The organism is Actinomadura flavalba DSM 45200 (assembly GCF_000374305.1).
Lineage (GTDB): Bacteria > Actinomycetota > Actinomycetes > Streptosporangiales > Streptosporangiaceae > Spirillospora > Spirillospora flavalba.
Map to the genome: position 1 here is coordinate 557,025 of NZ_KB894094.1, position 13,055 is coordinate 570,079.

General features: G+C 74.6%; 9 protein-coding genes. 1 reads left to right on the forward strand and 8 read right to left on the reverse strand.

Going from position 1 to position 13,055, the window contains the following annotated elements; translation table 11 throughout:
• Window positions 1-20: 20 nt before the first annotated feature.
• Genes C229_RS34665 through C229_RS0112165 form a run of 4 tightly spaced genes read right to left on the reverse strand, consistent with a single transcriptional unit; the run spans window position 21 to window position 5,291 of the window.
• On the reverse strand, window positions 21-1,499 hold the full coding sequence (locus C229_RS34665; protein ID WP_051108942.1) for a DUF2079 domain-containing protein: 1,479 nt from the start codon (window positions 1,497-1,499) through the stop codon (window positions 21-23).
• Window positions 1,500-1,540: 41 nt separating this feature from the next.
• Complete coding sequence (locus C229_RS0112155) at window positions 1,541-4,048, reverse strand: FtsX-like permease family protein (RefSeq protein WP_018655352.1); 2,508 nt, start codon at window positions 4,046-4,048, stop codon at window positions 1,541-1,543.
• A complete protein-coding gene (locus tag C229_RS0112160) occupies window positions 4,045-4,746 on the reverse strand; it encodes an ABC transporter ATP-binding protein (RefSeq protein ID WP_018655353.1) in 702 nt (233 codons plus the stop codon). Before C229_RS0112160 ends, C229_RS0112155 begins: the two co-directional genes overlap by 4 nt.
• Entirely contained in the window at window positions 4,743-5,291 is a 549-nt protein-coding gene (locus tag C229_RS0112165) for a PadR family transcriptional regulator (RefSeq protein ID WP_018655354.1), read from the reverse strand. Before C229_RS0112165 ends, C229_RS0112160 begins: the two co-directional genes overlap by 4 nt.
• A gap of 130 nt (window positions 5,292-5,421) precedes the next feature.
• Between C229_RS0112165 and C229_RS0112170 the strand changes: the two genes are divergently transcribed.
• On the forward strand, window positions 5,422-6,204 hold the full coding sequence (locus C229_RS0112170; protein WP_018655355.1) for a hypothetical protein: 783 nt from the start codon (window positions 5,422-5,424) through the stop codon (window positions 6,202-6,204).
• A gap of 58 nt (window positions 6,205-6,262) precedes the next feature.
• On the opposite strand, the gene ilvC is transcribed toward C229_RS0112170, so the two are convergent.
• From ilvC to C229_RS0112190, 4 genes are read right to left on the reverse strand one after another with little or no spacing between them, the layout of a single operon-like run.
• Window positions 6,263-7,246: a ketol-acid reductoisomerase gene (ilvC, locus tag C229_RS0112175; protein ID WP_026313698.1), complete on the reverse strand. Its 984-nt coding sequence runs from the start codon at window positions 7,244-7,246 to the stop codon at window positions 6,263-6,265.
• Between the two features lie 45 nt (window positions 7,247-7,291).
• The gene (gene ilvN / locus C229_RS0112180) at window positions 7,292-7,816 is read right to left on the reverse strand and encodes an acetolactate synthase small subunit (protein ID WP_018655357.1); all 525 of its coding nucleotides are present in this window, start codon (window positions 7,814-7,816) and stop codon (window positions 7,292-7,294) included.
• 5 nt (window positions 7,817-7,821) lie between these two features.
• Window positions 7,822-9,798 carry an acetolactate synthase large subunit gene (locus C229_RS0112185; protein ID WP_276203302.1) on the reverse strand — a complete coding sequence of 659 codons (1,977 nt, stop codon included), beginning with the start codon at window positions 9,796-9,798 and terminating at the stop codon, window positions 7,822-7,824.
• 27 nt (window positions 9,799-9,825) lie between these two features.
• The gene (locus tag C229_RS0112190; protein WP_018655359.1) at window positions 9,826-12,789 is read right to left on the reverse strand and encodes an EAL domain-containing protein; all 2,964 of its coding nucleotides are present in this window, start codon (window positions 12,787-12,789) and stop codon (window positions 9,826-9,828) included.
• Between the last annotated feature and the right edge of the window lie 266 nt (window positions 12,790-13,055).

The window sequence follows — 13,055 nt, forward strand, 5'->3', positions numbered from 1 at the left end:
CCCGGACGACTTCTCTTCGATTATCGGACAGACGGGCCGATCTGGGTAGAGACTTCTTTTCGCCGGGCGACGGTGAGCACGACGAACCCCTCTCCTTCGTAGACCGTGCGGTAGCCGCGCGCCCGCAGCCAGGCGACGCGGGCGCGCTGCTCGGCCACCGAGGCGAACGGGAACTGCGGGACGGCGACGTCGGCGACGACCCAGGGCGCGTGCCGGGGTTCGGCGTCCCACAGCAGGACGCGGGCGCGGCCGGTCAGCGCGGGCCCGAGCCGGTTGGCGGCCTCGACCAGCGCGCCGTCGGGGACGTGCGCGACGGCGCGGGCGGCGGCGGTGGCGCGGGCGTCGCGGACCGCCCAGCCGGGGCGGGCCAGGTCGGCGAGGGCGAAGAAGGGCAGCACCGCGACGGCCCCGGCGAGCGTCCCGGCGACGAGCCGCCGCCCGCTGACCGGCCCGAACCGCTGGGCGGCGTCGACGGCGGCGAGCACCAGCACGACGACCAGGAACGCGTTGTAGTGGTAGGACGCCTGCCACCAGTTCGCGAACTCGTCGGCGAGCATCCGTTCGGCCAGCAGCGGCAGCGCGGCGAGCGTGATCCGGGACAGCAGCGGCAGGAACAGCAGCGGCGCGACGAGCAGCGCCATCGTCGCGAGCTTGCGCGGCGGCGTGCCGAGCGCGACCGCGACGTCCCACGGGTGGGTGAGGGCGTGCGCGACGACGCCGCGCACGTCGGGGCCGAGACCGCCGTAGGCCCAGTAGTAGTCGTTGTCGCCGCCGAACGCGGCGATGAGGACGCGGGACGCGACCCACGCGGCGACGGCCCCGGCGGCCGTGAAGGCCGCACCGGCGCGCCGCTCGCCGGGCCGCGTCAGCAGGACGAGCCCGAACCCGGCGACGAGCAGGCCCATGTCCTCCTTGACGAGCAGCAGCAGCGCCGCCGCGAGGACGGCGTGGCCGCGCCGTCCCGCGTCCCAGCGCTCGATGAGCAGGGCGGTGAGCAGCGGCGCGAACGCGACCTCGTGGAAGTCGAACGCCAGCGCCTCGGCCAGCGGCCACGAGAGCGCGTAGGCGCCGGCGGCGAGGTAGGCGGCGCGGACGCCGAGGCGGCGGCGGGTGAAGTGCCAGACCGGCACGGCCGCGAGCGCGAACAGGACGGCCTGCGCGAGCAGCAGCGTCTCGGGGCCGTCGTGGAGCCAGTAGAGCGGCGCCAGCGTGACGAGGATCGGGGAGAAGTGGTCGCCGAGGACGTGGAAGTCGGGCCCGAACCCGTTGTGGACGCCCTTGGCGATCGAGACCGGGGCGCCGAACCGGCTGTAGCCGCGCACGGCCTGGTCGAAGATGACGAGGTCGTAGGTGCTGGCGCGGAACGTCCAGAGCCGCAGCAGCGAGTACAGCGCGTACAGCCCGGCCGCCGCCGCGACGAGGCCGCCCAGCGGCCGGGGAACGGCGCGGCGGGCGGCGCGCACGGACTCCCGGCGCCGCAGCGCCACCCCCTCGGCCACAGGCCGCAACGCTATCAGCGCGACGACCCGTGGCCGGGGTGCTACACGGCCGCCTTGCGATCTCCGGGGAACAGGCCCGCCACCAGGGCCGCGACCGCCGGGACGGCGAACGCGAGCGCGGCGAGGAGCAGCCAGGGCACGTCCACGATGGTGCCGTGGGCGGGCGCGCCGTCCACCTGCGTCATGGCGGTGAGCGGGCGGGTCACCGCGAGGCCGGGGACGAACCCGGTGGCGAGCCCGAGCCAGCAGCCGAGGGCCGCGACACTGGCGGCCTGCGCCATCGCCAGCAGCCTGCGGGTGCCGGGTCTCGCGCCGAGGGCGGCGAGCACGGTCCGCTCGGGGCGGGCGTCCACGGCCGCGAGCCGGGTCGCGATGAGCGTCGCGCCGAGGACCAGCACGGCGCCCGCGGCGGCGAGCAGGTACAGCGGGGTGGGCGCCTTCCGGTACCCGCGCTCGACGTGCACCGTGGTGTTCAGGCGCTCGGTGAGCCGTCCCTGCTCGGCCCGGGTGACGCGGTGGTCGGCCCGGTCGATGCCGAGCAGGCCGCGCTGGACGGGCAGGTTCGCGGCACGGGCCACTTCCGGCGGGACGAGCGCGAGCGCGGGCGCGGCGACGGGGACGGCCCGCGCGGGGAGCCGCGCGGCGATGCGCGGCGGTCCGCCGTCGTAGATCTCTGCCTGCACGGGCACCGGGCCGTTCTCCGGGCGGTCGAACAGCACGATCTGCCCGGCGCCGAGCGCCGCCGCGACGGCCGGGTCGTCGCGGCCGACGATCAGCCGCGCCTCGCGCGCGCCGCCGACGTAGGCGGGCAGGGCCTGGCCGTTCGCGCCGGAGCCGACGCGGAGCACGGCGCTCGGGCAGCGCGCCTCGGGGCACTCCCCGCCGTTTTGCAGCACCGGCAGCGGCACGACCGGCACGCCGGGCAGTTCGGCGGCGATGCCGCGCACGGCCTCGGCCTCCCGCCCGGCCGACGTCCGCACCAGCGTCGTCCCCGCGACGGCCTGCGGCACGTACTCGCGGCGGTCCTGCTCCAGGTCGCTGGCGCCCCCGATGGCCAGCGCCGTGACCGCCGCGATGGCCGCCATGATCGCGGCCACGGTGGGCGCGCTGCGGGCGCGGTTCCGGGCGGCGTCGCGCACGGCGATGCGCAGCGGCGGCGGGAGCGGCACGGCGATCCGTCCGGTGAGCGCGATGACGGCCGGGACGAGCAGGACGGTGCCGAGGATGACGCCGATCGCCCCGATGACCGCGCCCCATTCGGCCTGGTCGCGGGTCAGCGTGACCGACGCGACGAGCCCGGCCACGACGAGCGCCGCTCCGACGATCGGCGCGCCACGGCGGGGCCGCGCCGGGTCGGGCCGTCCGCTGAGCGCGGCGACGACGTCGGTGCGCGCGGCCTGCCGGGCGGGCAGGTACGCGGCGGCGACGCCGCTGGCCGTGGCCAGCAGGACGGTCAGCGCGACCTGGAGCCACGGCACGCCGAACGGCGGGGCCAGTACGCCGGGCTCGGCCAGCAGCGGCCGGACGACGGCGGCGGCACCGATTCCGGCCGCGCCGCCCGCCAGCGCGGCCAGGCCGCCCAGGAGCAGGCCGGTGACCAGCGTGATCGCCCGCAGCGTGCGCGGCGTCCCGCCCGCCGCCGCGACGAGCGCGAGGTCGCGGCGGCGCCGCCGCACGCTCACGGCGAACGCGGGACCGGACAGCAGCACGACCTGCAACGCCATCATCGCGACGACGAGCCCGACGACGGCGGCCTCGGCCCCGGTTCCCTCGGTGCGCGCGAGCGCGACTCCGGCGGGCGGGTCCGCCACGACGGCGCGGGACAGCACGCCGAGGCCGTCGGCGTTGAGCGCCCGGACGTCGTCCCACGTCACCGCGCGGGGCGCGTCGACCAGCCAGCCGGGCTGCGCCGGTTCGCGCAGCGGCAGCGTGCCGGGCGCACCGCCGAGCACGGTGCCGCCGCCGCGCGGGAGCGCGACGAACCCGGTCACGGTCCTCGGTGTCCCGCCGACGGTGACGGTCTGCCCGAGACGCACGCCCCGGTCGCGCAGGACGGGGCCGACCGCGATCTCGCCGGGGCCCGCCGGAGCGCGTCCGGCCATGATCTCCGCCAGGCCGCGTGCCAGCGGGTCGCCCAGGTCGGCCTCGACCACCCCGGCGCGGACGGTGCCGCGCGGCGTGCCGACGTCGGCGGTCCCGCCCGAGGCGACCGGCAGGACGCGGACGCCGCCGCCCAGCCGGGCGGTGAGCCGGTCCCGGACCTGCGCCGCCGTCCACGGCGCGCCGGGCGGGCCGCCGGACGGGTCGTAGGCGCCGAGCGCGTCGGGATCCTGCTCGACGGGGCCGCGCGCCACCCCGATGACGCGGGCGTCGGCGGCGCCGAGCCGCCACCCGGCCGTCGCGCGCGGGTCGTCGCGGTCGCCGTGCCACAGCACCGCGACCGCGACGATCACGAGCGTGGGCAGGGCGATCATCGCCACGACGAGCGCGGTGCGGCCGGGCGCGCGCAGCGCGTCGCGGCGGGCGAGCCGCCAGACGGCCCGGTTCACCGGGCGGCCTCGGGCAGCGGCGCGGCGGCGGAGGCGTCGATCCGTCCGTCGTAGAGGAAGATCACGCGGTCGGCCCAGGCGGCGTGCCGGGCGTCGTGGGTGACCATCAGGCAGGCGGCGCCGTCGGCGCAGCGGGCGCGCAGCAGCCGGAGCACGTCGTCGCCGGTGACGCTGTCCAGGGCGCCGGTGGGCTCGTCGGCCAGTACGAGCCTGCGTTCGCCGACCAGGGCGCGGGCGATCGCGACGCGCTGGCGCTGGCCGCCGGACAGGTCGTCGGGGAAGCGGCCCGCGACGTCGGCCAGGCCGACCCGCTCCAGTACGGCCAGCGCCTCGGCGCGGGCCCGCCGGGTGCGGACGCCGTCCAGTTCGAGGGGCAGCATGACGTTCTCGGCGGCGGTCAGCGTCGCGATGAGGTTGAGGTCCTGGAAGACGTAGCCGGCGTCGCGGCGGCGGACGGCCGCCAGGCGCCTCCCGTCCAGAGCCGCGAGGTCGGTCCCGGCGACGCGCACGGTGCCCTCGGTGGGACGGTCGAGGCCGCCCGCCAGGCGCAGCAGCGTGCTCTTGCCCGATCCGGACGGGCCCATGACGGCGACGAACTCGCCCTCCGCGACGGTCAGGTCCACGCCGCGCAGCGCGCGGACGAGCGCGGCGCCCGTCCCGTGGTCGCGGGTCACGCCCGCCATCTCCAGCACGTTCACCGGTCCGACTCCTTCGATGGGGTGTCCACGCGGGCGATCGACGCCTCGCAGTGGTCCAGCCAGCGGACTTCCGCCTCGGACTGGAAGATCAGCGACTCCAGGACGAGCAGTTCGGCGTGCTCGCCGGGGGCGACGGGCGGCGGCGCGTCGGCCTTGAGCCGGGTGAGGTCGCGCAGGGTGCGGACGGTCGCGGCGCGCTGCGCGCGCAGCACGGCCGTGGCGTCCACGCCCGGCGTCGTGACGGCGAGCGCGACCTTGATGGCCAGTTCGTCGCGCGGACGGGCGCCGCGCGCGACCGGCGCGGCGAACCAGGCGGCGACGTTGGCGGCGCCCGCGTCGGTGATGCGGTAGACGTGGCGGCCCTCGCCGTCGGCGCCGTCGGGGACGACGAGCGCGTCGCGCTCCAGGCGGGACAGGGTCGTGTAGACCTGCCCGATGTTGAGCGGCCAGGTGGAGCCGGTTGACCGCTCGAACTCGGCTCTGAGCTGGTAGCCGTAGCGCGGCCCGCGCGTCAGCAGGGCCAGCAGGCCGTGACGGATCGACATACCTACCAAGTATGCATACGCGGTAGGCAGTGGGCAATACCGAGTATGCATCTCCACTCGGCGATTCTCACCCTGCGGGGTCGCGTCCTGGCTTACCGTGAGAACATCCCCGGCCGACCAGGAGACCTCCGTGACCACCGACACCGATCTCAGCGTCCTGCGGGACGTGCTGCGCGTCTACGACCACCGCTACCTCACGCTCGACGCCGACCAGCGGGGCCGGCTCCTGGACGGCACCCGCCGCGTCCTCGGCACCGGGCTCAGCGCGGAGACCCGCGCCGCACTGCCCGCCGCCGACCGGCTGCGCGCGTTCTGCATCCAGCAGGACCTGCCCGACGAACTGGAACGCCTCATCCGCGACGAGGTCGAGGGCCGCCGGCCGGGCGCGGTCGTCGTCGGCGGACGCGTCTACGCCATGTACCCGTACCTGCGCGGCGTCCCCCGCCAGGACGCCGACATCACCGCCGAGGTCGGCGTCGAGCACCGCCTGGACGACGTCGCCTGGCAGGGCCGCCGCGGCGACCTGCGCATCACCGGCACCGCCCGCCTGGAACGCGTCGACACCCACCGCACCGCCGTCGACGTCGTCCTGCGCGCCCGCACCGGCGGCGTCGAGCACCGCGTCCCCGCCGACACCACCGGCGACGGGTTCAGCGCCGTCGCCGACCTGGCCGTCCTGGACCCCGGCCGCTGGGACGTCTTCGTCACCACCACCGCCCTCGGCCTCAGCCGCGAGTCCCGCTTCGGCTCCCGCCGCTCCCCCGGCGCCCGCACCGACGGCCTCACCCGCGGCCTCCCCCACGCCCACGCCACCGTCTACTTCACCCCCGGCGGCCACCTGGCGGTCCGCGTCCGCACCGACCTTCCCCCGTCCCCCCTGCGCGCCCGCCTCCGCTCGCGCCTGCGCCGCTGAGAACGCGTGTGCCCGCGACGCCGAGGGCGTCGCGGGCACACGGGATGCGGCTCGCGGGTCAGTCGTTGAGCCAGCTCATCATCGGGCGCAGCGCGCCGCCGGTCTTCTCGATGGGGTGCCCGGCCAGCTCCTCGCGGTACTTCGCGAACTGGACCTGGCCGCCCTCGAACTCCTCGACCAGTTCCTTGGTGAACTGGCCGGACTGGATCTCGGCGAGGATCTTCTTCATCTCCGCCTTGGTGCCGGAGTTGATGACGCGCGGGCCGCGCGTGTAGCCGCCGTACTCGGCCGTGTCGGAGACCGACCAGTACATCTTGGACAGGCCGCCCTCGTAGATGAGGTCGACGATCAGCTTCACCTCGTGCAGGCACTCGAAGTAGGCGACCTCGGGCTGGTAGCCCGCCTCGATGAGCACCTCGAAGCCCGTCTTGATCAGCTCGGAGATGCCGCCGCACAGCACGGCCTGCTCACCGAACAGGTCGGTCTCGGTCTCCTCGGTGAACGTCGTCTTGATGCCGCCCGCGCGCAGGCCGCCGATGGCCTTGGCGTAGGACAGGGCCAGCGGCCAGCCCGAGCCGGTCGGGTCCTGCTCGACGGCGACGATCACGGGGACGCCGCGACCGGCCTCGTACTGGCGGCGCACCAGGTGGCCGGGGCCCTTCGGCGCGACCATGGCGACGGTGACGCCCTCCGGCGGCTCGATGAGGCCGTAGCGGATGTTGAGGCCGTGCCCGAAGAACAGCGCGTCGCCGTCGACCAGCGCGGGCTTGATGTCGTTCTCGTAGATCCCGCGCTGGAGGTGGTCCGGCGCCAGGATCATGATCAGGTCGGCCTCCTCGGCCGCCTCGGCCGGGGTCAGCACCCGCAGCCCCTCGGCCTCGGCCTTGGCGCGGCTCTTGGAGCCCTCGGGCAGGCCGATGCGGACGTCCACCCCCGAGTCGCGCAGGGACAGCGCGTGCGCGTGCCCCTGGCTGCCGTACCCGATGACCGCGACGTGCCGGCCCTGGATGACGCTCAGGTCCGCGTCGTTGTCGTAGAACATCTCCGCCACTGTGCTGCTCTGCCTTTCGCGTTGTCTGAAAGAAATCTAGGCGCTGCGGTCGATCGCGCGCAGCGACCGGTCGGTGATGGAGCGGGCGCCCCGGCCCACGGCCACCATGCCCGACCGGACCTGCTCCTTGATGCCGAACGGCTCCATGACGCGCAGGAACGCGTCGAGCTTGTCACGGGTGCCGGTGACCTCGATCGTCACGGCGTCGGACGCGACGTCGACGACCTTGGCGCGGAACAACTGCACGGTCTCCAGCACCTGCGACCGGGTCTCGGCGTCGGCGCGGACCTTCACCAGGACGAGTTCGCGCTGCACCGACGAGCCGGGGTCCAGCTCGACGATCTTGAGCACGTTGATCAGCTTGTTGAGCTGCTTGGTGACCTGCTCCAGCGGCAGGCCCTCGACGTTCACCACGATCGTCATCCGGGAGATGTCCGGGTGCTCGGTCGTGCCGACGGCCAGCGACTCGATGTTGAAGCCGCGCCGGGAGAACAGGGAGGCGACCCGCGCCAGGATGCCGGGGGTGTTCTCCACCAGCACCGAGAGGGTGTGCTGTGTCATCGGGCTCAGTCTCCGTTCTCCCACTCGGGAGCCATGTCACGGGCGATCTTGATGTCGTCGTTGCCGGTGCCGGCGGCGACCATCGGCCACACCATCGCGTCCTGGTGGACGACGAAGTCGATCACGACGGGCGCGTCGTTGATCTCCATCGCCTTGGCGATGACGGCGTCGACGTCCTCGGGCTTCTCACAGCGCAGCCCGACGCACCCGTACGCCTCGGCGAGCTTGACGAAGTCGGGGATGCGGCTGGAGTGCAGCTTGGTGTTGGAGTAGCGGCCGTCGTAGAAGAGCGTCTGCCACTGCCGGACCATGCCGAGGTTGCCGTTGTTGATGACCGCGATCTTGATGGGGATGCCCTCGATCGCGCAGGTGGCCAGTTCCTGGTTGGTCATCTGGAAGCAGCCGTCGCCGTCGATCGACCAGACGACCGACTCGGGCGCGCCGACCTTGGCGCCCATCGCGGCCGGGACGGAGTAGCCCATCGTGCCCGCGCCGCCGGAGTTGAGGAACGCCCCGGGCCGCTCGTACTTGATGAACTGCGCGGCCCACATCTGGTGCTGGCCGACGCCCGCGACGTAGTAGGCGTCGGGCCCGGCGATCCGCCCGATGCGCTCGATGACGTACTGCGGCGACAGCGAGCCGTCGTCGGGCTCGTCGTAGCCGAGCGGGTAGGTGTCGCGCCAGGCGTCGAGCTGCCGCCACCAGTCCGCGTAGTCGCCGGTGCGGCCCGCGTCGTGCTCGGCCTGGACGGCGACGACGAGGTCCGCGATCACCTCGCGGGCGTCACCGACGATCGGGACGTCGGCGTGCCGGTTCTTGGAGATCTCGGCGGGGTCGATGTCGGCGTGGACGACCTTGGCGCCGGGCGCGAACGAGTCGAGCTGCCCGGTGACGCGGTCGTCGAAGCGGGCGCCGAGCGTGACGAGCAGGTCGGCGCGCTGGAGGGCGCCGACGGCGCCGACGGTGCCGTGCATGCCGGGCATGCCCATGTGCAGGCGGTGGCTGTCGGGGAAGGCGCCCTTGGCCATGAGCGTCGTGACGACGGGGACGCCGGTCAGCTCCGCGAGCACCTTCAGCTCGGCGGACGCGCCCGCCTTCAGGACGCCGCCGCCGACGTAGAGCACGGGCCGCTTCGCCGCGGTGATGAGCCGTGCCGCCTCCCGGACCTGCTTGGAGTGCGGGCGGGTCACCGGGCGGTACCCGGGCAGGTGCATGGTGACGGGCCACTCGAAGTCGAACGTGGCCTGGAGCGCGTCCTTGGCGATGTCGACCAGGACGGGGCCGGGACGCCCGGTGGAGGCGATGTGGAACGCCTCGGCGATCGTGCGGCCGATGTCCTCGGGGTCGGTGACGAGGAAGTTGTGCTTGGTGATCGGCATCGTGATGCCCGCGATGTCGGCCTCCTGGAAGCCGTCCGTGCCGATCAGCGACGACGCCACCTGGCCGGTGATCGCGACCATGGGGACCGAGTCCATGTAGGCGTCGGAGATGGGGGTGACGAGGTTGGTCGCGCCCGGTCCGCTGGTGGCCATGCACACGCCGACCCGGCCGGTGACCATCGCGTAGCCCTGCGCGGCGTGCCCGGCGCCCTGCTCGTGCCGGACGAGGATGTGGCGCACCTTCACCGAGTCGTACAGGGGGTCGTAGGCGGGCAGGATGGCGCCGCCGGGGATGCCGAACACGGTGTCGACGCCGACGTTCTCCAGGGCGCGGACCAGCGCCTGGGCTCCCGTCATTCGTTCGGTCGTCATGTTTCGTTTCCTTGGGTGGGTGTTCCCCGCCGGACGCGGGGGCCGGTGAGGCGTACACGGCCAACAAAAAACCCCCGCCGCCGGTTGGCGGTCGAGGGGCGCGCGCAGGGGTGAAGACTTGATCAGCCTGCGCGCCGACCAAGTACTACGAGGATGTTGCGACTGCTCTGCACGTAGGCCACTCTCGCTGACTTCCCGTCCGGGGTCAAATCCGTGGACACGAAATCTCATCGACTGAGACGGGTGCGCGGGAAATCACTAACCGGCGGACAACGCCGAGTCGGGCTCGGTCAACCCGCCCTCACCCAGCGGGCCGCCCGCCCGCAGGTTCGAGCGCACCAGCGGCTCGACGCGGCCCGGGGTCATCGGCCGCGCCACCAGGAAGCCCTGGCCGCGCGGGCAGTCCATCGCGCGCAGCAGTTCGAGCTGCTCGGGCCGCTCGATGCCCTCGGCGACGACGGTCAGCCCGAGGTCGCGGCCGATGCGCACGATCGTGCGGGTGAGGAGCGTCAGCGTCTCGTCCTGGCCGAGGCCCGCCACGAACGACGGGTCGATCTTGATGATGTCGACGGGGAGCTGCCCGAGGTAGGCCAGCGAGGCGTATCCGGTGCCGAAGTCGTCGATGGCGAGCCGGACGCCGAGGTCGCGCAGGGCCGACAGCCGCCGCACGTTGGGGCCCGCGTCCTCGACCAGCACCTCCTCGCGCACCTCGACGGTCAGCGCGTGCGGGGGCAGGCCGGTCTGGTCGAGCGCCTCGGCGACCGACTCCACGAAGCGCGGCGCGGCGATCTGCCGGGCGGTGAAGTTCACCGACAGGCCGATGTCCCAGCCGTCGGCGCGCCACCGCGCCACCTCCGCGCAGGCGCGGCGCAGCACCCAGTCACCGAGCGGGATCATCAGCCCGGACTCCTCGGCGGGGGCGATGAACTCCTCCGGCGGCACCGACTCGCTCCCGCGCCACCAGCGCACCAGCGCCTCGACGCCCGTCACCCGGGAGGTGCCCAGCTCCACGACCGGCTGGAACTCGACGGCGAACTGCTCCTCGGCCAGCGCACGGCGCAGGTCGGTGCCGAGTTCGAGGCGGCGGACGACGTCGGCGTGCATGTGCGGCGCGAACACCTCGACGCGTCCGCCGCCGTCCTCCTTGGCCTTGGCCATCGCCAGGTCGCCGTTGCGGATCAGCTCGGCGCCGCGCCGCAGCCGCCGGGCGCCGTTGCCGGGCCGGTCCGGGCCGGTGTCGGCGGCGAACGCGATGCCGATGCTCGCCGACAGCGCGATGCCCTGCCCCGCGACGACGTAGGGGTCGGCCGACAGGACGCGCAGCAGCCGCTCCGCCAGCTCCACCGCCGGGGCCGAGTCGCCCGCGTTGTCGGCGGTGAACTGGATGAGGACGGCGAACTCGTCCCCGCCCCAGCGCGCCACCGTGTCGTCGGCGGGGACGGCGCCGCGCAGCCGCCGCGCGGCCTGCGCGAGGACCTGGTCGCCCGCGGCGTGCCCGGACGAGTCGTTCACCGCCGTGAACCCGTCGATGTCGACGAACAGCACCGCGACCTGGCCCTCGTCGGCGCGGCGCGACAGCACCTCGCGGGTGCGCTCCTCGAAGTAGGCGCGGTTCGGCAGGCCGGTGAGGCCGTCGTGGAAGGTCAGGTGCGCGACCTGGCGTTGCAGCGCGGCCTGCTCGCTGAGGTCGCGGGTGGTGATGAGCAGCCGGGTGTCGGACGAGCCGGGGTAGCGCGACACCGTCGACTCGGTCGGCAGCCAGGTGCCGTCGGACGCGCGGACGCGGCACGCGATGCGCAGGCAGCCGGGCGGGGCGGGCGCCTCGGCGGCGTCGGGCGCGTCGCCCTCGGGGTCGTCCACGTCCTCCGCGACGAACCCGGTGAACAGCGCGCGGACGCGCGGCAGGTCCTCGGGGTGGACGAACTCGTGCAGCGACCGGCCGACCAGCTCGTCCTCGCTGTAGCGGTAGGAGCGCAGCGCGCCCGCGTTGGCGTAGCGGACGACCGCGTCGGCGTCGCACAGCAGCACCGCCTCCGCGACGCTCTCCGACAGCACGTGGAAGTGGTCCTCGCCGGTGTCGACCGAGCGGCGCAGCGTCTCGTTCTCGTGCAGCAGCGCGGCCAGCCGGCCGAGCAGCACCAGCGTGACCGTGCCCGCGACGATCGACACGACGGGCTGCGCGCCCTGCCCGCCGGTGAGCGAGGCGCCCGCGACGAACAGCGCCGCCGCCGCGGCGACCGCCGCCGGGGCGAGGCCGGGCCCGATCATGCGGCCGGGGCCGGTGTCGGGTTCGTCCTCGCCGGGACGGGCCGTGAACGGGACGGTGAGCAGCAGGAGCAGGCCGCCGATGCGGAGCAGGTCGGCGGGGTCGTCGGCGGGCAGGCCGCCGCTGAGCCGCACCACCGTCGTGACGATGTCGGCCACGGCGAACGCGGCCAGCGCGCCGAACCCCATCCACGCCGTGCGGCGGGCGCCGCGCGCCGCGCCGAGGACGAACGGCAGCGCGCCGAACACCAGGACGACGTCGATCAGCGGATACAGCAGTTCCAGCAGGAACGCCGTGGACGCCTCGCCGGACCGCTCGTGCAGGCGGCTGAACAGCACGACCCAGCCGAGGACGAACAGCGCGCCCGCGCACACGTAGGTGTCGGCGACGTAGCGAATCCAGAGCGCGGCGCTGCGCGGCAGCCGGATGGGGACGACGAGTCCGGCGACCAGCGCGATCACCGCGAACAGGTAGAACAGGTCGGACATGGACAGCGACAGCGCGCTGCGGGACTGGACCGTCACCGACAGGGCCGAGCCCGCCGCGCCGAGCGCCCAGCAGGCGGCGCCGACGCCGAACCAGCGCCAGGACGCGCACCACGCGGGGGTGATCCGGGGCGGCGGGCCCGCGTCGTCGTCGTGGATGGTCAGCCGGATGCCGGCGCGCAGGCCGCGCCGCAGACCGGGCGGGACGCGGTCCAGCAGGTCGCCGGACGGTTCGGGCGCGTCGTCGAGTTCGTCGCGGCCGGGCGGCGCGTCCGGCGGGGTGCGGCGCGCGGCCCACAGCAGCGACACCGCCGCGGCGCCCGCGGCGGCGGCCTCGGCCCACGCCAGGAACGCCGTGCCGCCCCAGCCGAGCGAGCGGCCGGTGACGTACAGGATTCCGGCGATCACCACCAGCGCGACGGACACCACGCCCCGCGGTGTCGTCGTCGTCCTGGCGTTGTCGCCGCTCATCGCGCCGTGTCCCTCTCCGCCCCGGCGGGGCCGCCCGTGGGAGGCGCCACCGTGCGCCTGCCGTGCGTCCAGGTCGTGACCGGGGCCCGGCGTCCGGTTCAACGCGCGGGGCCCGCAGAATCGTGCCCCGCGCGGGAGTTTCGCGCCGGGCGTCCGGCGTGCGTGCAGCCGCCGGTGTTTCGGATCAGCGACATTGCTGTGAGTGCGGGATCACCGTGATCCTCAATGTACGTTCCGTAGGTCACGGACCGATTGAGGCGGGGCTT

Excerpts from the sequence above, each read along its gene's own strand:
- C229_RS0112165 (WP_018655354.1), bottom strand. The coding sequence starts at position 5,291 with ATGTCGATCCGTCACGGCCTGCTGGCCCTGCTGACGCGCGGGCCGCGC.
- ilvC (WP_026313698.1), bottom strand. The coding sequence starts at position 7,246 with ATGTTCTACGACAACGACGCGGACCTGAGCGTCATCCAGGGCCGGCAC.
- ilvN (WP_018655357.1), bottom strand. The coding sequence starts at position 7,816 with ATGACACAGCACACCCTCTCGGTGCTGGTGGAGAACACCCCCGGCATC.
- C229_RS0112185 (WP_276203302.1), bottom strand. The coding sequence starts at position 9,798 with ATGAGATTTCGTGTCCACGGATTTGACCCCGGACGGGAAGTCAGCGAG.
- C229_RS0112190 (WP_018655359.1), bottom strand. The coding sequence starts at position 12,789 with ATGAGCGGCGACAACGCCAGGACGACGACGACACCGCGGGGCGTGGTG.